General features: G+C 41.4%; 19 protein-coding genes and 1 tRNA gene. 10 read left to right on the top strand and 10 right to left on the bottom strand.

Features of this window, described 5'->3' with window-relative positions; all coding sequences use genetic code 11:
- The first annotated feature begins 240 nt into the window (after window positions 1-240).
- The 3 genes from F3G86_RS09075 (at window position 241) to F3G86_RS09085 (ending at window position 4,042) form a co-directional block, all read left to right on the top strand.
- Window positions 241-1,323, top strand: coding sequence for a PepSY-associated TM helix domain-containing protein (locus F3G86_RS09075; protein ID WP_149723667.1), 1,083 nt, complete (start codon window positions 241-243; stop codon window positions 1,321-1,323).
- On the top strand, window positions 1,320-3,434 hold the full coding sequence (locus F3G86_RS09080) for a TonB-dependent siderophore receptor (RefSeq protein WP_107944912.1): 2,115 nt from the start codon (window positions 1,320-1,322) through the stop codon (window positions 3,432-3,434). The genes F3G86_RS09075 and F3G86_RS09080 overlap by 4 nt, the downstream gene beginning before the upstream one ends.
- A 95-nt stretch (window positions 3,435-3,529) precedes the next feature.
- Window positions 3,530-4,042, top strand: a complete 513-nt coding sequence (locus F3G86_RS09085) for a chemotaxis protein (protein ID WP_103569982.1) — start codon at window positions 3,530-3,532, stop codon at window positions 4,040-4,042.
- Here F3G86_RS09085 and F3G86_RS09090 read toward each other — a convergent pair.
- The 5 genes from F3G86_RS09090 to F3G86_RS09110 form a co-directional block, all read right to left on the bottom strand.
- Window positions 4,039-5,613 (bottom strand): Na+/H+ antiporter, encoded by a 1,575-nt coding sequence (locus F3G86_RS09090; protein WP_149723668.1) that lies wholly within the window; start codon window positions 5,611-5,613, stop codon window positions 4,039-4,041. The two genes, F3G86_RS09085 and F3G86_RS09090, sit on opposite strands and share 4 nt — an antisense overlap.
- A 58-nt stretch (window positions 5,614-5,671) precedes the next feature.
- Window positions 5,672-5,759: transfer RNA gene (locus F3G86_RS09095), tRNA-Ser, on the bottom strand.
- 43 nt (window positions 5,760-5,802) lie between these two features.
- Entirely contained in the window at window positions 5,803-6,285 is a 483-nt protein-coding gene (locus tag F3G86_RS09100) for a GNAT family N-acetyltransferase (protein WP_149723669.1), read from the bottom strand.
- 2 nt (window positions 6,286-6,287) lie between these two features.
- On the bottom strand, window positions 6,288-7,091 hold the full coding sequence (locus tag F3G86_RS09105) for a M48 family metallopeptidase (RefSeq protein ID WP_149723670.1): 804 nt from the start codon (window positions 7,089-7,091) through the stop codon (window positions 6,288-6,290).
- 316 nt (window positions 7,092-7,407) lie between these two features.
- The gene (locus tag F3G86_RS09110; RefSeq protein WP_223228589.1) at window positions 7,408-8,478 is read right to left on the bottom strand and encodes a putative transporter; all 1,071 of its coding nucleotides are present in this window, start codon (window positions 8,476-8,478) and stop codon (window positions 7,408-7,410) included.
- A gap of 108 nt (window positions 8,479-8,586) precedes the next feature.
- Between F3G86_RS09110 and F3G86_RS09115 the strand changes: the two genes are divergently transcribed.
- The gene (locus F3G86_RS09115; protein ID WP_021090169.1) at window positions 8,587-9,033 is read left to right on the top strand and encodes a DUF411 domain-containing protein; all 447 of its coding nucleotides are present in this window, start codon (window positions 8,587-8,589) and stop codon (window positions 9,031-9,033) included.
- Between the two features lie 39 nt (window positions 9,034-9,072).
- Here F3G86_RS09115 and F3G86_RS09120 read toward each other — a convergent pair whose 3' ends face one another.
- On the bottom strand, window positions 9,073-10,386 hold the full coding sequence (locus F3G86_RS09120) for a sodium-dependent transporter (RefSeq protein ID WP_149723671.1): 1,314 nt from the start codon (window positions 10,384-10,386) through the stop codon (window positions 9,073-9,075).
- 170 nt (window positions 10,387-10,556) lie between these two features.
- Here F3G86_RS09120 and F3G86_RS09125 point away from each other — a divergent pair, with 170 nt between their 5' ends.
- The gene (locus tag F3G86_RS09125; protein WP_002942940.1) at window positions 10,557-11,897 is read left to right on the top strand and encodes a hemolysin family protein; all 1,341 of its coding nucleotides are present in this window, start codon (window positions 10,557-10,559) and stop codon (window positions 11,895-11,897) included.
- A 449-nt stretch (window positions 11,898-12,346) separates the two neighbouring features.
- Here F3G86_RS09125 and F3G86_RS09130 read toward each other — a convergent pair whose 3' ends face one another.
- The 3 genes from F3G86_RS09130 to F3G86_RS09140 are packed head-to-tail and all read right to left on the bottom strand — an operon-like array spanning window position 12,347 to window position 14,489.
- Window positions 12,347-13,015 carry a sugar transporter gene (locus F3G86_RS09130; RefSeq protein ID WP_149723672.1) on the bottom strand — a complete coding sequence of 223 codons (669 nt, stop codon included), beginning with the start codon at window positions 13,013-13,015 and terminating at the stop codon, window positions 12,347-12,349.
- Between the two features lie 9 nt (window positions 13,016-13,024).
- Entirely contained in the window at window positions 13,025-13,915 is an 891-nt protein-coding gene (locus F3G86_RS09135; RefSeq protein ID WP_149723673.1) for a DUF3137 domain-containing protein, read from the bottom strand.
- Window positions 13,916-13,925: 10 nt separating this feature from the next.
- Window positions 13,926-14,489 (bottom strand): LemA family protein, encoded by a 564-nt coding sequence (locus F3G86_RS09140; RefSeq protein WP_103631195.1) that lies wholly within the window; start codon window positions 14,487-14,489, stop codon window positions 13,926-13,928.
- A 158-nt stretch (window positions 14,490-14,647) separates the two neighbouring features.
- Between F3G86_RS09140 and F3G86_RS09145 the strand changes: the two genes are divergently transcribed.
- From F3G86_RS09145 to F3G86_RS09155, 3 genes are read left to right on the top strand one after another with little or no spacing between them, the layout of a single operon-like run.
- Window positions 14,648-15,493 carry a fumarate hydratase gene (locus F3G86_RS09145; protein ID WP_009295312.1) on the top strand — a complete coding sequence of 282 codons (846 nt, stop codon included), beginning with the start codon at window positions 14,648-14,650 and terminating at the stop codon, window positions 15,491-15,493.
- A gap of 9 nt (window positions 15,494-15,502) precedes the next feature.
- Complete coding sequence (locus tag F3G86_RS09150) at window positions 15,503-16,063, top strand: Fe-S-containing hydro-lyase (RefSeq protein ID WP_021092611.1); 561 nt, start codon at window positions 15,503-15,505, stop codon at window positions 16,061-16,063.
- A 43-nt stretch (window positions 16,064-16,106) separates the two neighbouring features.
- Complete coding sequence (locus F3G86_RS09155) at window positions 16,107-16,646, top strand: L-cystine-binding protein TcyA (RefSeq protein WP_149723674.1); 540 nt, start codon at window positions 16,107-16,109, stop codon at window positions 16,644-16,646.
- On the opposite strand, the gene cheQ is transcribed toward F3G86_RS09155, so the two are convergent.
- On the bottom strand, window positions 16,624-17,097 hold the full coding sequence (cheQ, locus tag F3G86_RS09160) for a cheVAW transcriptional regulator CheQ (RefSeq protein ID WP_149723675.1): 474 nt from the start codon (window positions 17,095-17,097) through the stop codon (window positions 16,624-16,626). The two genes, F3G86_RS09155 and cheQ, sit on opposite strands and share 23 nt — an antisense overlap.
- Window positions 17,098-17,191: 94 nt before the next feature.
- On the opposite strand from cheQ, the gene F3G86_RS09165 reads away from it, so the two are divergent.
- Both F3G86_RS09165 and F3G86_RS09170 read left to right on the top strand, forming a co-directional pair.
- Window positions 17,192-17,566, top strand: a complete 375-nt coding sequence (locus tag F3G86_RS09165; RefSeq protein WP_148805533.1) for a RidA family protein — start codon at window positions 17,192-17,194, stop codon at window positions 17,564-17,566.
- A gap of 86 nt (window positions 17,567-17,652) precedes the next feature.
- A partial coding sequence (locus tag F3G86_RS09170) for a retention module-containing protein (protein ID WP_149723677.1) occupies window positions 17,653-18,457 on the top strand: 805 nt, incomplete at its 3' end.

Below are 18,457 nucleotides of genomic sequence, written 5' to 3' on the forward strand. Positions count from 1 at the left end.
GACCCTCCTTTTTGTAGCGGTTAAGACTTTGCTTCCCCCTTTTCTGGCTTTTCCGCTTACACAAAGAGGAGTTATCTCTCTTTTTTAAATCAAATTTTTACCTTTCTGAACTCAAATTTCACAAACGTCACTTTCTTTTTAAAATTATATTTTGATAATGGTTTTAAAAATTATAAAAGCAAAAATCTTATAAAATTGCGAGCTGTTATCAAGACTAACTTTTAAAAGGTGGCAAAAGGGGTGAAATTTTTAAATTTAAAGCTTTTTTACAAGGTGCATGCATATTTGTCGCTTCTCTTTTTTATCCCGCTTGTCGTAGTTTGCTTTAGCGGTGCGATCCTGGTTTATAAAGACGAGCTAAACAGCCTTTTTCACCCAAATATCGTAAATGTAAATTTAAACAAAGAAAATTTGAGCAAAAGGATCAGCTTTGATAAGCTAAGAGATATCGTCGCAAGCGAGCTTAGCGGCTACGAGATGGTTGGCATAAACATCGATGCAAACCCTAAAAAATGCGACAAAATTTGGCTAATCGAGCATAACGATAGCAAAAAAGAGTGGAAATTTATCTATTTTGACGCTTTTAACGGCAAGATAAAGAGCGAGCCACTAGCACATGACGAGGGATTTTTCGGGGTTTTAGCGCATATTCACGAGGAGCTTCTTCTTGAGAAAAGTGGCAACATTATCCTCTTTTTGACAGCTATTTTTACATTTTTTATCTGCATTAGCGGCTTTGTGATCTACCGCAAATTTTGGCTAACCCTGCTTAGACTGCGCGTAAATGGGCTAAATGTTTTTATGAATGACATCCACAAGATAATAGGCATTTTTTGCACGCCAGTTTTGCTACTCATTTGCATAAGCGGCGCTTGGTGGGAATTTCAGATGGCACGCACGCCAGAGTTTAAAAACGACTTCGTAATAGACGCAAAAATTTATAACAAAAGTTTATCCCTTGATGAGCTGGTCGCTAGATCGAAAAAGGAGATCAAAGGCTTTGAGCCACACTTCATATCGCTGCCTTTCATGCAAGGGGCAAACATCCGCATCTTTGGCTACGTGATATGGCAAAGCTTTTTGCATAACGAATACTCAAGCGTGATCACCTACGACAAAGAAAGCGGCAAACTAGTTAGCGTCCTAGACATAAAAAATGCAAATTTAAGCGAGAAAATCCTCTCAGCCTTTAGGAGATCGCACTTTGGAAACTACAACCAAACTACAAAATTTATCTGGTTTATAGTGGGCATCTCGCCGTTAGTTTTGAGTATATCAGGGCTTTATCTGTGGTTTAGAAAATTTAAAAGGAGAAAAAAATGAAAAAAATTTTACTTAGCTTAGTTGCTTTAAATTTGGCATTGCCTCAAATTTACGCTAGTGAAAATGAGAAGGTTTTAGAAGCGGTCGATGTCGTGGAGAGCGAGCGAAGAGATGATGCAAACTACTTTGCAAAAGAGCTTGTAAAGAGCACAACTAGGCTAAATTTAACCTCTCGTCAAACGCCACAATCACTAACTGTGCTAACAGAAGCAAGACTAAAAGATCAAGGCATCAAGGACTATCAAGTGCTTCTTAGAAATATCCCAGGCGTCACGCTAAACAAATGGGACGAGCGCGTATATCCAACAGCTCGTGGCTTTGCGATAGATTATTACTTGCTTGATTCGATGCCTAGCTTTGGTGGCTTTAGCCTTGGCGCAAATGATATGAGCTTGCTACCTTATGAAAGAGTTGAAGTGGTAAAAGGGGCAAATGGCCTACTTGCAGGCGCTGGCAACCCAGCTGCTAGCTTAAATTTCATAAGAAAAAGAGCAGACTCAAAGGAGATAAAAGGAAATTTTGGCATAAGTGCTGGCTCATACGATAGATACGGCGTAAATGGTGATGTGCAAACGCCTGTAAATGAGAGCGGAAGCGTCAGAGCGAGGCTATCTTTTATGCATGAGAAGTCGCACTCTTATATGGATTATTACAACCGCAAAAATAGCGCGATTTACGGCGTAGTCGATAGCGACATAGGCGATAACTCATGGCTTAGCCTTGGTGCGTTTTATCAAGAGCTAAGACGACGTGGCGTTAGATGGGGCGGTATGCCAGCTTTTTACACAGATGGCTCTAGGACAAATTTTAGTAAAAATGAAATTTTCTCTCAGCCTTGGACTAGATGGGATATAAAAACGCTTGATTTCTACGCTGATTTTAAGCACTACTTTGAAAATGAAGCGAGCTTAAATTTAAGCTACTCATTTAGACGGGCAAACACTGACTCAAATCTACTCTACTACGGCGGAGCGGTAAATTTAGACGGTACTGGTAACATAGGTGATCTTAGCGTTTATGCAAACAAAAGAGAGGAGAATATCCACAACGTCGATGCATACGCAAATATCCCTTACGAGATAGCAAATTTATCCCATGAGTTTGTCTTTGGCGCGATGTATAACAACTATAAAAAAAGTAGTGATAAGGTAAGTAGCTACTGGCTGCAAAGGACTACGCCAGCTGGGCTTGCTTATACGGCTAGAAGCAGGATCGATTTTAAAAACTTGCACCTTGATGATCCGAAATTCCCTTATGAAGATCAAAACAACAAAGACAAAACGATACAAAAGGCATTTTACGCGGCAAATAAACTATCAATCACCGATGAGCTTAAATTTTTGCTAGGTGCTAGGGTGAGCTACTACAAATACGAGATCGAGGGTGGCAAAGACAATAGAAATTTCACAAATGAGATCACGCCATATCTTGGCATCACTTACGACATCGGAGCAAACCACACTCTATATGCGAGCTACACGAGCATATTTAAACCTCAAAGCGTAAAGGACGCAAATGACAAGTATCTTGATCCGATCCAAGGCAAAGACTATGAGGTGGGCATCAAAGGCGAGTATCTTGACGGGGCGCTTCAAGCAAGTCTTGGCGTCTTTAAGATCGTGCAAGACAAGCTTGGCATAGATACTGGCAAGATAAATCCAGCGACAAATGCCAAAATATATGAATCTGGCAAAGGTGTCACAAGCAAGGGCGTCGAGCTAGATCTAAACGGCGAGATCACTAAAAACTTAAGCCTAAGCTTTGGTGCAACGCACTTTAACGCAAAAGATGCTAATGGTGAAAAATACGCCACCGACTCATCAAGAAGCACGGCAAATTTATTTGCAAAGTATGAATTTAGGGACTTTAGAGTAGGGGCTGGAGCTATGTATAAGAGCAAAATTTACACTGGCAAAGGCGCAGGTGAGATCACACAAAAGGGCTACACCTTGGCAAATTTGATGTTTGGATATAAATTTGCCAAAAACTTTGACGTGCAGCTAAATATCGACAATCTCTTTAATAAAAAATACTACGAGGGCATCGGCAAAAACATGATGGTTTATGGCGATCCACGCACCTTTAATCTCAGCTTTAACTACAAGTTTTAGCTAAATTTACTCTAACGCGCCAGCTAAATTTCTAGTTGGCGCCCTTCATTTTTTGCTCAGGGGTGTATAATTTCAAGAAAACTAAGGAATTTGCATTGCTTAAAGTAGAAGTGATATATAAATTTTGTCTTGTTTGCGCTCTTGCTTGTGGTATCTGCCTGCTTGCATTTACTGGGCTAAATTTCGCCATGGGTGATTATAGTGAGTGGATGATGAGCACGCACAAATTTGCAGGAGCTTTGATCGTTTGTGCCGTGATCTTGCACCTTTTTAACCGCAGAAGAAAGCTAGTAAAGCTCATAAATGAGATAATCGACGTCACTACACACCGCAAAAATCCAACTATATGCAACATGGACCGCATCATCGCTTCGCTTGAGCCTTACACTATCAGTGAAATTTCACGCATGCTTGGCTTTGATGAGGCCGAGTTTTGCAAGAGCTTGCGCGAAAATGATGTTAAATTTAATGACGCTAGCCAGACTTTACGCCAGATCGCGAGGCTAAACGATGAGAAGATATTTTTCGTGCTAGTTCTCATCGTCGAAGCCAAATTTGGCAAGAGATTTTGCGGTGCGGTAAGTTGCAATGTCGCAAGAAAATTTTAGTACTCGCTATGCTCCTGCCACCTTCGCTCCTCAAGGTCGATGTGATACAAAAAGATCCTGATGATCTCTTCGTCGATTTTTGGGTCTTTGTTTAGCTCACGAAGCGCCTTTCTTTGTTCCTCTAAAATTTCAAAATACCTCTGTTTTGTCTCGTCACTGATCTCAAAATTTTCGCTCTCAAGCTCGAAATTCCAAACCTCCTCAAGCTTTTGAAATAAAAAATGCTCATCGCCCACAAATTTCTCCTTTTTAAATTTAAGCGAAGCCTGCGCAAGTGCCTTTTTGATCTTGATCCTTGCAAGTTCATTTGGCATGTGGTCGTTAAAGTCTGGAAATTTCACGCTTTTGATGAGCAGTGGCAAGCTTAGCCCCTGAACTACGAGCGTTAGCAAGATCACGACAAAGGTGATAAACAAGATGAGATCTCTATGCGGAAACGGCTCGCTACCAGCCATGGCGGGGATAGAGAGTGCCGTAGCTAGCGAGACTACGCCCCTCATGCCCGCCCAACCGACGATAAATGGTGTGGCTTTGCCAGGGTTGCGATCATCCGCCACGCTGATAAAGCGCTTCATAAATATCGTGATATAAACGGCTCCGTATGATGCCAAAAGCCTAATGACGATGAGCACGGCAGTCACCAAAACGCCGTAAGATAGTGCCTCAAGCAGCGAGACACCGCTACGCTTTAGCCCTGCTAAAATTTCAGGCAGATCAAGGCCGATCATGGTAAAGGCAAGGCCGTTTAGCAAGAAAATAAGGTTGTACCAAACGGGGAAAGCGTGGATCCTTGTTGAAGCGGTTAAAATTTCGTTTCGTTTTGTCGAGAGGTAAAGTCCGCCGCAAACTACCGCCAAAACGCCGCTCGCGCCAAGCTCCTCAGCTAAAATATACATAACATAAGGCGTCGTGATCGTCATGATCGTATCGCTGTTCTCATCGGTTGGCAAGGTCTTATGCAAAAAGTAGGCTACTAATGCCACCACAAGACCGACCAAAACACCGCCAGCCACCATCCAGACAAAGCTTGCAGCCGCCTTGTACCAGATAAACTGCCCAGTCGTGACCGCAACTGCGGCGAAGCGAAAGATGATGAGCGATGAGGCGTCATTTAAAAGGCTCTCACCCTCCAAAATGGCGCTGATCCTGCGTGGGGCTTTGACAAATTTAAGGATAGCTGCCGTGCTCACCGCATCTGGTGGCGAGACGATGGCTCCTAGCATGAAGCCAAGGGCGAGCGAGAAGCCAGGGATCACTAAATTTGCTATCACTGCAACTGCTGCTGCGCTTATGAAAACTACGATAAAGGCGAAACTGCCAATCATTCGGCGCCATTTAAAGAGCTCTTTTAGCGAGTTTGCCCACGCGGCCTCGTAAAGAAGTGGCGGTAAAAATATGATAAAAATAAGCTCGGGATCGATCTTGATACTTGGTAAATTTGGCACAAAGCTAATGGCCAGCCCGCCAAGGACTAATAGCACTGGATAGGCGACCTTTAGGCGGTTTGAGACCATCACCAAGGCGATGATGATAGCTAGCAGTGCAAAAAATAGCAGTAAGTGTTCGATCATTTTGATCCTTTAAATTTCTTTTTACATTGGGGCAATAGAATAAATTTTGTCAAATTTATGGCGGGTAGAGAGAGATTCGAACTCTCGGTGAGTTGCCCCACACACGCGTTCCAGGCGTGCTCCTTAAACCGCTCGGACATCTACCCAAGAAGAAGGTGATTATATCTTCATTTGCTTAATGCTTGGCTTTTAGAGCTTTAGCCCCAAGATAACGACATCTTTATACTCGCCATCCATCAGGCAAACGCCAGGCAGTTCGCCCCATTTTTCAAAGCCAAATTTCAAAAATAGCCCAAGGCTTGCTTTGTTTTTGCTAAAGATTAGTGCGATGATGTTTTTTAAATTTAGCCCTCTAGCTTCATTTAGGCTGTGGGCTAAAAGCTGCTTGCCGATGCCATTTTTAAGGGCTTTTTTAGCGGCATAGATGCTTATCTCTACGCTTATATCGTAAGCGATCTTGGGGTTAAAGTCACTTAGCGAACAGTAGCCTAAAATTTCATCATTTTCTTTGTAGATAAAGATAGGACGCGAGCCGCCGTGGGCTTTAAACCAAGGCTCTCGCTCCTTTGTGCTAACTGGGCGCATATCAGCAGTCGCACTTCTGTCTAATATGTAGTCATTGTAAATTTGCGTGATCGCTTCAAGGTCGCTTAAATTTGCTCGCTCGATCAAGCCTAACCTTTTTTGGCTGCTTGATATACTGGCTCAAGCTTTGCTGCGATCTCTTTTAGATCCTTGATCCTGCTCTCGTTTGATGGGTGTGTGCTTAGAATTTCAGGTATTTTGCCGACATTCATCTTGCTCATCTTGACCCAAACTTCGACCGCCTCTTTTGGATCGTACCCAGCTCTTGCCATTAGCTCAGTGCCGATGTGATCAGCTTCGGTCTCGTGTGAGCGAGAAAATGGTAGTGATATGGTGTATTGGCTAGCTAAATTTAGAGCGCTTGCGCCAAGGTCGCCAAGTCCTGTGGCGGTCGCGACTGCAAAGATGCCGATGTTTTTGAGCTGGTCGGTGCTCGCTTGCTCCCTGCTGTGCTCTCTAAGCGCGTGGGCGATCTCGTGACCCATGACCGCTGCTAGCTGCGCATCTGTCAAATTTAGCTTTTTAATAATACCGCTATAAACGACAATCCTGCCGCCTGGCATGCACCAAGCATTTAGCGTATCTTCGTTTATGACATTTACTTGCCACTTCCATTTTAGTGCGTCCTCTCTGAAAACGCCAGTTTGCGCGATCAGCCTTTTTGCGATATCTTGAACCCTTTTTGTGAGGATCGGATCGACATTTAGCTCGCCCTTGCTTCTAGCAGCTGTGAGCGTCTTAACATAAGCTTGAGCTGAACTTTGTTCCATCGCTTCAGCCGATACTAGCATGAACTGCTTGCGATCTGCACCCACGACGCCTGATTTTGTGACACTCGTGCAGCCTGTGATAAGCATGCTAGCTGTTAATAACGTAAGTAAAATTTTTTTCATTTTCATCCTTTTTGGATTAAAATTTGGCGTATTATAGCCTGAGTTGGATATGCATTGTTAAACGAAGTGCGAAATTTAAATTTTGCGATTTCAAAAATAGAAATTTACCACTTTTGCAAATTTTAAAACTTTCACTCACTCGCAAGAATTGACTACTAAAATTTGGCTTCGCTTATCGCTTAGCTCAAATTTTAGAGCCGAAACTACTCGTTCATGAAATTTTAAAATTTACTTGATACTTATATGTCTGACAAAGCAAATTTGCAAAATTTAAATTTCACTCATTCGCTTAGTAGGTTACAAATTTCAGTTCTAGTTACTGCTTATCACTAAATTTAGTATCTTTATATGTTTGTCTATAAATTTTAAAATTTTCTGGACGCTCTTGTACAAAAAAACGCCTTTTCACTATTCTAATTTTATTGTCCAAATTTATATTTCTCTCAAATTCTCTCAAACGCTTATTGACCGATCTTAGCTCCGTTATCGTCGTCCAGTTATCGATAAAGACGCTAAAACTCTCTCTGACCTGTGAGAAAGCGTTGCTAGCTTGGATCAAAACACCAAGCGTGATGACACCGCTAAATAGGCCATTTCCCATGATAATGTAAGGCACGATGACAAGAATTTGTGAAAACGAGATGAGCCAAAGATTAAAGTAGCCGTAGTGCAAAAATAGCTTATAGTAGTTTAGCTTCACCCCTGTAAAAAGCTCTAGCATGACGTTTGGCTGGCAAAATTTGAGCTTATTATCCTCGCCATAAACTAGCTCTTTTCTAAAGGCTGCCTCCGCTTTTTGGTTGTTGTATTCAAGATGTGGCAGCTTTATGCCCACAAACCACGATACGATGAGGCCTCCGATACTAATTAGTAGAGCGATATAAACTAGCGAGCCATTGATATCTTTGATGAAAGGCAGGCTCACGCTTTTGCTTAGCTCCCAAAGCACCGGTATAAAGGCGATGAGTGTCATAAACGCCTTTAAAACCTGCACGCCAAGGCTCTCCATGATCTTGGCAAAGCGATAAACATCCTCTTGGATACGCTGCGAGCTACCCTCGATGTCATTTTGGCAGTTTCGCCAAAATTTGAGGTATTTAAAGGTCATCGCCTCCCTCCAGCGAAAGACCCAGTGGCTCGCAAAGAACGATATCACCGTGTAGGTCACGACGTAAGGCATGGCGATCTTTATGAAATTTAATATCTCTCGCCAAAACTCATCTACTTTGTGATCCTTTGAGTTTTGCACGATGTCGTAGAAATTTTTATACCACTCGTTGATGCGGACGTTTAGATGCGTTTGATAGACAAGTAGTAAGATGATAAATATCGCTCCGCCGTAAGCCCAAAGCGCCCATTTTTTGTCTTTGAAAAATGATGAAAACATAAAGTGCCTTTGTAAATTTTGGCAATTATAGCAGGCAAGGTTTAAGCATTTATATAAAATTTAAACCCAAACTATATCATTTTGCAAATTTTAACGTAAAGGAAAATGATGAAGAAATTTGCATTTTTAGCTCTTAGCCTTTGTGCGACCTTGGCGCTTGCGGCCGATATGAAGGTCTATAAAAGCCCAACTTGCGGTTGTTGTGGCAACTGGGCCAATGCTATGCAAAAAGCTGGCTTTAGCGAAGAGACCATAAAAGTAGATGACATGGTCAAGGTCAAAAAAGAATTTCACGTGCCACTAGAGCTTTCAAGCTGCCACACAGCTATCGTTGATGGCTACGTTATCGAGGGTCACGTGCCAGCCGATGAGGTCAAGCGCCTGCTTGAGCTTAAACCAAAAGATGTCGTTGGTATCGCAGTGCCTGGCATGCCTATGGAGAGTCAGGGCATGGAGCAAGGCGGCAAAGCCGAGCAATACGACGTCATACTCTTTAAAAAAGATGGCTCGCAAGAGGTTTTTGCTACTTACATAGGCTCTAAAAAGCTAAAATAACTTCAAATTTAGACTTAGCTCGTCTTTTGGTGAGCTAAGTTAAAAAGAAATTCCCTTGCTAATAGCGATGATGCAGAGTAAAAAGGCTATTGGTACATAGATAAATTTACCAACAAAATACCAAAATGAGCCGTAAGTTTTATTTGCTCCTGAATTTACCTCGTCTAAAATTTCTTCTTTTTTAATGATCCAAAACCAAGATATTGCGCCGATGACTGCGCCGATTGGGATGATGTAGATAGAGACAAAGTCCATCCAAGGTCCCCAGCTGCTAATAGGCTCCATAAATGCCCCAGCTCCAAAGCAAACTACGCAAAGTAGAGCAAGCACCCAAAATCTGCTAAGGCTAGGGAATTTATGCATAAGCGACTCAGCCACGACCTCAAACATATTTTGAAGTGAGGTGATACCGCCAAAGATGACTGCGGTAAATAGTATGATCGCAAAAATTTGACCGCCGATCATATTTTGTAAAATTTTAGGAAGCGTTACGAAAAGTAGCTTTGGACCCTCAGCTGGATCCATAGCGTAGGCAAAGACTGCTGGGATCATGACAAGCGCTGCAACAAGGGCTGCAAGCGTGTCAAAAAATGCCGTAGTTTTGGCGCTTTCTACGATGTCTTCATCCTTTGAAAGATATGCTCCATAAACTATCATGCCAGAACCCGTGATAGAGAGCGAGAAAAAGGCTTGACCCATCGCAGTGACCCATACCATCGGATCTTCAAGCTTGCTAAAGTCAGGGATAAATAGAAATTTATACCCCTCAAGTGCGTTTGGCAGCATCGCGACATTTATGGCCAAAATGGCAAATAACACGAAAAATAGTGGCATCATTATTTTATTAGTCTTTTCGATGCTTTTTGCTCCAAAAAATAGCGTAAGAAGCGTGCCAATAATGACTATGAAGTGATATGGCAGGACTGAGTACTCATGAAGCGCAAATGAGTTAAACCAAACATTTGTATCAACGCTCATAAATGAGCCAGTAAGCGCCTGAGTAAGGGCCTTTAGCACGTAAGCGATGATGACAGCGTAGCCGATGGCTATGCAAAGTGAGCCAGCAAGTGGAAGCCAACCGATGATACTTCCGATGACGCCTAAATTTCTACTTTGCCAAGCAAATTTATATGATCCTAGCGTGCCAGTCTTTGCTCGCCTGCCGATCGCATACTCAGCGCTTAAGCCAACGTAAGAAAAAAGCGCTACGAAAAAGATGTAGATGAGCAAAAATGCTCCACCACCATTTGTGCCAAGCTTGTAAGGAAAGCCCCAAACATTTGCCATACCAACGGCTGAACCAACTGAGGCTAGTATAAACGCCCAGCGTGATGAAAAATTCTTTTTGCTCATTGTAAAATCCATAAATTTAGTGATGAAAATAATGTTACCAAAATATGATTTAAGAACTTTTTATAAATCTTAAATTTAAGAAACGCTGTTACTTTTGGGCGTGGCTAATTTGACCGCTAAATATAAATTCGCTATAATCAGCCAAAATTTTTAACTCTTAAGGATCATAATTGTACCCCAGTAGCGATAACTCGCTTTTAATGGTAATACTTGCCATTATATTCATTTTACTAAACGCATTTTTTGTTTTGTCGGAATTTTCCCTTGTTAAGGTTCGCAAGTCTAGACTTGAAGAGCTTATCAAAGAGAAAAAGCCAAACGCCCAGCTTGCCTTTGAGATGTCAAACAAGCTTGATACCTATCTTAGCGCCACTCAGCTTGGCATCACGCTAAGCTCGCTCGCCCTTGGTTGGATCGGTGAGCCAGCAGTCGCAAGGCTCATAGAAGCCCCACTTAAAAATGTTTTTAATCTTAGCGATATCTTAGTTCATACAGTCGGCTTTGCGATCGCATTTACGCTTATCACGCTACTTCACGTAGTTATGGGCGAGCTTGTGCCAAAGTCAGTCGCCATAGCCAAATCAGAATCAGCAGTGCTTAAAATTGCTCGTCCGCTTCACTTTTTCTGGATACTATTTTCGCCTATCATAAAGCTTTTTGACATCCTAGCTACATTTGGACTTAAAATTTTAGGTATCCAGCCAGCAAAAGAGAATGAACTAGCGCACTCTGAAGAGGAGATCAAAATCATCGTTGGCGAGAGCTTAAAGGGCGGCGTACTTGATAGTTTTGAGACTGAGATCATCAAAAATGCAGTTGATTTTAGTGACACGGTCGCAAAAGAGGTTATGACGCCAAGACGCGACATGATCTGTATAAACAAACAAAAGAGCTTTGAAGAGAATTTACAAGTCGTTTTTGAGTCAAAATATACTCGCTATCCTTATATAGACGGCTCAAAAGATATCATTTTGGGCATGATACACATTAGAGATATCTTGCAGCTGCACTTTAGCGAGGATAAAGAGAAGAGCTTTGACGCTATCGTGCGTAAATTTGTCATCGTGCCTGAGAGCCTTTCTATATCAAAGGTGCTTGTGATGATGAACAAGGAGCAAATTTCAGCGGCACTTGTCGTTGATGAGTACGGCGGCACGGCTGGGCTTCTTACAATGGAGGACATCATGGAGGAGGTGCTTGGCGACTTTAACGACGAGCACGACGAGGTCGATCAACACTATAAAAAGATAAATGAAAACATCTATGAATTCCAAGGCAGATACGATCTAGAGAGCGTTGAGGAGCTTCTTGGCATAAGCTTTGATGAAGAGACCGATCAAGTCACGATCGGCGGATATGTCTTTAATTTAATTGGTCGTTTGCCAGTCGTTGGGGATAAGATCGAGGATGAAAACTGCTACTACGAAGTGAGAAAGATGGATGGAGCTAGTATCTCGCGCGTAAAAGTTAGAAAAAAGATAAAAGAAGAAGAGGAGCCTGCTCAGGCTTAGTTTATAAATTTAATGGCTTTTTTGAGCCATTAAATTTAACCTCACAAATCATAAAAAATAGGGTAAATTTAAGTGGCATTGCACTTTTTAAAGACTTTAAGCCATCAAATTTATCTCACAAAACCACAAAATTTAAAGTGGCACTACCTTTTTAAATAGCTCTCTAAAACGTTACCGCCGCTTTTTTGTAAATTTGGTTATAAATTTTAAAATGGCTTGCTAGTTTTAAATTTATTATCTGCTTGCAAAAGTAGCCGACTGATCTTGCTTGTGATATTTAAATTTACTAAAGTTTATTAGCCTTGGCGGGGAGATATGATGTCACGAAATTTCGTCATAAATTTCTCTATCGCGCTCATCTATGATTTAGCAAATAAAACAAAAGAGCTAAATTATTTTGTAAAACCCTAAGTAATGCCTCTTAATAGCTCTTTTATAGCCAAATTTGCTTATCTATTTTTATGTGTAAATTTATCTTGATAAAAGCGTGCTAGATCTTTGCCATGCTTTAATGCTAGCTCGTAGTAGGGCGCGTCTGGGTCCTCTTCTATCATCTCATAGAGCTTTTTACGAAGCTCTGGCAAAAGGCGAAGATTGCTATAGTCTATATTCTTTTTATACGCTGGCAAGCCTTGTAAGAGCAGGGCATTTGAGTAGTTTATGCCACCAGTTTTGCTGCCAGTAATGTTAAATTCATTCTCATATTGCGCGCGAGTTAAGCCAGTTGGTATGCTAAGCTCTCCCCGTTGTAGGCAAATTTTATCATTGCTACTGATGATATACTCTGGAAATTCTAGCTCTTGGTAGTTGATATCTTCGTGATCATAATAGACCCACTTTATGCTGTCTTTATTTTTGCGGTTGAAACTGCTTTTGTAGATGAAGCTACCCGGGATTATAAATTCACGGCTTTTTAGCACCGGCGTATCTGCTATATCTTTATAAACAGCAACCAAGTAGCAGTCACTAAAAAAATCAAGCGGCCAAAGAAGGCCCTCATTCGCTCGCTTTATAAAACGGTTCATGATATCAACTAAGATTTTGCCAAAGAAATATCTTTTGTAGTAGTCATTATAGACGTAAAATATGTCGCCTTCTTTGATTTTTTTATCTGGCATTTTATAAATTTAGCTCTTCCAGATGTTTTTGTTTAGCTCCAGATCACGCACGATCTCTACAAAGTCGCTAACTCCTGCGATGTAGTTTTGCACGCTTTCGTTGCTGTTTATCGGCTTTTTAAGATCAGGCTCAAAGCTGTCCTTTCTAAGATCGATCGCGATGAAAATTTCATTTTTTAAAAACACTGCCGAGAGCGGGGCGTTAAATTTAGTTCTTAGAGTGGTTAAATTTTCCATCAGCTTTGGCGTCAGAGCATATCTAGCAGCGATCTGATCGGTCGTGTAGGTCTTAAAAAGCTCATTAAATTTAGGATTATCCATCACTGCTTGCTCGCCATCGCTTCTTAGATCAGATGTTCGCTTTTTATCGCAGACATAGATCGTGGTGTTTAGCTCTTTTTTAAACTCAGCCTTTAGCAAAATGCCTTGAAATTTCACCGTTGTAGTGGTGTTTTTTTCACCTTTTACTTCTTTTGCCGCATAAAAATCGCAAAGCTTAAACTGCGTGTTATCGATCTGTCCGTAGATCATATCCTCTGCGTAGTGTCTATTTACATCAGCGTCATAAATTTTATAAAAATCATTCAAACTTAGTCCGCCATTTGCACTGAAATTTAGACCATAGTTTTTTACTATGACGCCAACTACTTTTTGTTTAAATTTTGCTATAAGCTCGTTTTTTAGCCCATTTATCGTCTTGCCAAGATAAAAAACTCCGCCGATTAGCAAAAAGAAAAATAAATTTCCAAGGTGCAGTGATGCTAAAAAACCAGTTGCAACTATGATGCCAAGAAAGCCATAAGCGATCATTTTAAAGGCTTTTTGCCCCATGGCAAGGCGCTCTTTTTCAAGCTCGTCAAGGTCGCTTAGATCGATGCCTTTTAGTTCGTCTGCTTGCATTTTTTATGCCTTATTTTTTAAAAAGATCACCGACGTTTGGAGCAGCTGCTTCATTTTCAGGGATGTCAAAAAATACATCTTTGTGAAAGCCAAACATTGAAGCTACGATGTTTGAAGGAAACATCTGTATGGCGTTGTTGTAAATTTCAACGGCTGAGTTGTATGCACGGCGCGCAGCTGAAATTTGCTCTTCAACCTCATTTAGCGTGCTTTGGATGTGAAGTAAATTTTGATTTGCTTTTAGATCAGGATAGTTTTCTACGCTCACTCTAAGGCCATTTAGCAAGCCTGAAATTTTGTTATTTAGCTCAAATTTCTCCTCATTTGTTGATGCACTTCTAGCACTCTCTCTAAGGGCAGTGATGTTTTCTAGCAAGCTTTTTTCGTGCACCATGTACTCTTTTGCAGTGGCTACTAAATTTGGTATGAGGTCATATCTTCTTTTTAGCTGCGCGTCGATGCCAGCCTCCACGCTTTTTACTTGGTTTTGCTTTGCAACAAGTGAGTTGTAAAGGCTGATGAAAAAGACAAAAATGACTGCGATAACAAGTATCACGATGACTAACGAATTCATAACTTTTCCTTTGAAATTTAAGTTTGTTGTAGTTTATCCAAAGTTGCTTAAGAGTATTTAAACACCGATGGTGGGTGGTTAAATTTAATATTATAATTTAATCTTAAATTTTACATATAATTTATATAATTAAAAATTGTTTTTTACGAGGAGGATAAATGAGAACGGTAAACGTAAAAGATATAAAAGAGACTGTTGCAAAGCTTTGCAAACAAGCCTGTTACGTCGTTACACCAGACCTAAAGGCTGCTTTTACAAAAGCTCAAACCACTGAGAGCTCATCTCTAGGTAAAGATATCTTGGGCAAAATTTTGCAAAATGCCAAGCTAGCAGAAGAGGGCGTTGCGCCTATTTGTCAAGATACAGGTATGACAGTTGTCTTTGTAGAGATCGGTCAAGACGTGCATATAGAAGGCGGATATATCGAAGATGCGATCAATGAGGGCGTTGCGAAGGGCTACACCGAGGGCTATCTTAGAAAATCAGTCGTTGCTGAGCCACTTTTTGAGAGAAAAAACACTACAAACAACACTCCAGCGGTCATTCATACCAGGATCGTGCCAGGCGATAAGCTAAAGATAAAAGTCGCTCCAAAGGGCTTTGGTAGTGAGAACAAATCAATACTAAAGATGCTTGTGCCAGCTGATGGCATAGAGGGCGTTAAAAAGGTATTTTTAGAGGCTGTAAAATACGCTGGACCAAACGCTTGCCCTCCAATGACGATAGGCGTTGGCATAGGTGGCACTATGGATAAAGCAGCACTTCTAGCTAAACAAGCTGCAGTTCGTCCAGTAGATAGCAAAAACGCCGATGCAAGATATGCAAAACTTGAAGATGAGCTTCTTGAGCTTGCTAGCAAAACAGGCGTCGGTCCTCAAGGACTTGGCGGCGATACAACTGCTATAAAAGTAAATGTCGAGTGGTATCCAACTCACATCGCAGGCCTACCAGTAGCCATAAATATCAACTGCCACGCTGCACGCCACGCAGACGCCGAGCTTTAAGGAGATAACATGTCAGAAGTCAAAAGAATAACAGCACCATTTGATAAAGAGGTGGTAAAGAGCCTAAAAGCAGGCGACAATGTCCTAATTTCAGGCACTATCATCGCTGCTCGTGACGCCGCTCACAAGGCGCTAACAGAGGCTCTAGCACGCGGTGAGAAGTTGCCAGTTGAGCTAAAGGGCGAGACTATCTACTACGTCGGACCAACACCAGCTAAACCAAACCAAGCTATCGGCGCAGCAGGCCCAACAACAAGCGGCAGAATGGACAAATACACACCAACTATGATCAATGAAGTTGGCATAAATGGCATGATCGGTAAGGGCTACCGTAACGACGCCGTAGTCGAGGCTATGAAAAAATCATGCTGTGTTTATATGGTCGCTATCGGCGGTATCGGAGCGGTCATTAGCCAAAGTATCAAAAAATACGAAGTCTTGGCATATCCAGAGCTAGGACCAGAGGCAGTTGCAAGGCTCACAGTAGAGGACTTCCCAGCGATAGTCGCTATCGACTGCGAGGGCAATAACTTCTACGAAGTCGGTCAAGCACCTTATAAAAAAATCTAAATTTGATCCGCTAGCAGCCTAAGCTAGCGGAATTTCTCCCAAAATGAAAACTTTTTACAACGATCAAGCAAAGCCACTACTTAAATTTTTTACGAGCACCAAAAGTGAAATTAGAAATTTAAAGCTAAAGCAAATTCTGAACGAGGGCTTTATCTCAAAGCCACAAGGGATATTTTTAAAAAGCACCATCAAAAAAAGGCAGAAATTTGAGCAAAACAAGACGCAAAATGAGTGGTCGCTAAATGAGATAGTGGTCTTTGAAAGCGAGTATGAGAGCCCTGAAGAGTATTTTAGTGATGTGGGGTCGTTTGTTGTGAAATTAGCTGATAAATTTAGAACAAGTGGCATTAGCGAGGAGTTGGTCTTTGCTGTTTCGTTTCAGGCGCTGCAGTTTATCACGCTGAGTAGCGAAGAGTTTAAATTTATATATGAAGACTACGACGAGAGCACAAACTCCGCTAACATTAAAATTTACGCCAAAAGAGAAAACGACGAAATTTTGCTATATAAAGATGGGTGTGGTGGCTACAAAACCGAAGCGCTAATCGTTTACGAGGTGGCTAGTAGTAGCCAAGACACATAGTCTCAGTTAGTTTTATGCGCTTTTCAAAGGGCGCTGGCGAGAAAAATTTGCACTTTTCGATGTAAATCCTATACGAGTAGTTAAGCTCGAAATCATCATAAAATTTCTTTAAATTTAAAAATTTGATACCGCAAATTTCATGAAATTCAAAAAGATCATAAATTTTAGAGCCATTTTTGGCGACAAGGTGCGAAGGTGCAAGCGAGGTAAATGAGCAAAAAACGCCAGTTGGGATGAGGCCATCTAGCGGTGTGCAGGCTTGCAAAGCGTCTGCAAATTTCTCTGGGACACTCTTTTTTCTAATAAAAACGATGCGTGAGTTTTCAAATTTAGCGCTTATCGCATTTTTCCAAAAAAGATAGGCATTTGATGAGATACCGGCGTTTTTGGCAAGTTGAGCGCCAAGTACGTAGTCATCTAAAAATTCATTTGGTGCAAGGGTTGTTTGCATCTTTGTCCTTTTGAAATTTTGCTCATTATAGCCTTTGGTGCCTAAAAATTTAGAAATTTATAGTAGGATTTTGCCAAAATTTAAAGGAGAAAATATGAAAAAACAAATTTCAACAAAAAACGCCCCACAAGCGATCGGACCATACTCTCAGGCGATTAGCGCGAATGGATTTTTATTTATCTCAGGTCAGCTTGGCGTCACACCAGAGGGTGAGTTTGCAGGCAGCAATGTAGAGGCTCAGGCGCAGCAGTCACTTACAAATTTACAAAACATTTTGGCTGAGGCTGGACTTAGTTTTGATAATGTTGTAAAGACTACGATCTTTTTAGCAGATATGGCAGATTTTGCCAAGGTAAATGTCACATATGCTAAATTTTTCAAAGAGCCATATCCAGCTAGAAGCACGGTGGCTGTGAAGACTTTGCCAAAAGATGCACTCGTAGAAATTGAGGTTATCGCAGCACAATAATGTCACAACTGTACCAAAGTACAATATACAAAGAGGATTAAAATGTCTTAAAATTACGTAAAATTTATTTTATGATAAGGATAGACATGCAAACTCAAGTAGGAGTAATCAAACAAATCTCAGGCTTAGTGGTAGCTGTAGATCAAAATGGCGTTAGTCGCGTTTTAAAAGTTGGTGATGCTTTATATCTTGGGGAGGTTGTAAAGACCTCTTTGGCTTCTTCTAAAGCCGTAGTCTCAATGGACAATGGTAAAGATGTCACCATCTTGGGTGATGAGTCGTTAAAACTTGACGAAAATGTAGCTGCAGGACAAAAACCAAATACCGTAGCAGATGTTAGTGACTTGCAAAAAGCGTTGCTAAACGGCGAGGATCTAACAAAACTAGAGGAGACTGCCGCTGGTGGTAACGCAGCCGCAGCTGGTGGTGGAGATGGCGTTAGCCTTGGTGCAGCGTCGTTTGATGAGGGTGGTCACTACTCAAATATCAATGAAAATTTCCGCTCGATAGGTGATCTAAACAGCGCAAGAGGTGCTGAGAGGATAGGCGGCGTAAGCGGCGCAGCCGATAATGCTGGTGGTGACGCTGGTTTTGTAGATACTACTATCCCAACGGTAACTCTAGATCCAATTAACAACACTTCAACAGTAGTAACTGGTAAGGTTCCAAACCCAGATCCAAATACCACTGTAATTGTTGAAATTCCTGGTCATACCCCAGTTACAGTTCCAGTAAATCCTGATGGTACATTCTCTGTTCCTACACCAAATAATGAACCACTAAAACCAGGTACTGAGGTAAAAGTTACTCCAAAAGATGATGCAGGCAATGGTACTCCAGCTACTACTCCAGTATCAGACGTAACTACCCCAACAGTAACTCTAGATCCAA

Origin of the sequence: Campylobacter concisus, from assembly GCF_902460595.1 — a bacterium.
GTDB lineage: Bacteria > Campylobacterota > Campylobacteria > Campylobacterales > Campylobacteraceae > Campylobacter_A > Campylobacter_A concisus_BL.

What these genes read in the sequence shown, in the direction of transcription:
- F3G86_RS09145 (WP_009295312.1), top strand. Translation starts at nt 14,648, where the DNA reads ATGAGAACGGTAAACGTAAAAGATATAAAAGAGACTGTTGCAAAGCTT.
- F3G86_RS09090 (WP_149723668.1), bottom strand. Translation starts at nt 5,613, where the DNA reads ATGATCGAACACTTACTGCTATTTTTTGCACTGCTAGCTATCATCATC.
- F3G86_RS09115 (WP_021090169.1), top strand. Translation starts at nt 8,587, where the DNA reads ATGAAGAAATTTGCATTTTTAGCTCTTAGCCTTTGTGCGACCTTGGCG.
- F3G86_RS09155 (WP_149723674.1), top strand. Translation starts at nt 16,107, where the DNA reads ATGAAAACTTTTTACAACGATCAAGCAAAGCCACTACTTAAATTTTTT.
- F3G86_RS09110 (WP_223228589.1), bottom strand. Translation starts at nt 8,478, where the DNA reads ATGTTTTCATCATTTTTCAAAGACAAAAAATGGGCGCTTTGGGCTTAC.
- F3G86_RS09135 (WP_149723673.1), bottom strand. Translation starts at nt 13,915, where the DNA reads ATGCAAGCAGACGAACTAAAAGGCATCGATCTAAGCGACCTTGACGAG.
- F3G86_RS09130 (WP_149723672.1), bottom strand. Translation starts at nt 13,015, where the DNA reads ATGCCAGATAAAAAAATCAAAGAAGGCGACATATTTTACGTCTATAAT.
- F3G86_RS09120 (WP_149723671.1), bottom strand. Translation starts at nt 10,386, where the DNA reads ATGAGCAAAAAGAATTTTTCATCACGCTGGGCGTTTATACTAGCCTCA.
- F3G86_RS09140 (WP_103631195.1), bottom strand. Translation starts at nt 14,489, where the DNA reads ATGAATTCGTTAGTCATCGTGATACTTGTTATCGCAGTCATTTTTGTC.
- F3G86_RS09165 (WP_148805533.1), top strand. Translation starts at nt 17,192, where the DNA reads ATGAAAAAACAAATTTCAACAAAAAACGCCCCACAAGCGATCGGACCA.
- cheQ (WP_149723675.1), bottom strand. Translation starts at nt 17,097, where the DNA reads ATGCAAACAACCCTTGCACCAAATGAATTTTTAGATGACTACGTACTT.
- F3G86_RS09150 (WP_021092611.1), top strand. Translation starts at nt 15,503, where the DNA reads ATGTCAGAAGTCAAAAGAATAACAGCACCATTTGATAAAGAGGTGGTA.
- F3G86_RS09080 (WP_107944912.1), top strand. Translation starts at nt 1,320, where the DNA reads ATGAAAAAAATTTTACTTAGCTTAGTTGCTTTAAATTTGGCATTGCCT.
- F3G86_RS09105 (WP_149723670.1), bottom strand. Translation starts at nt 7,091, where the DNA reads ATGAAAAAAATTTTACTTACGTTATTAACAGCTAGCATGCTTATCACA.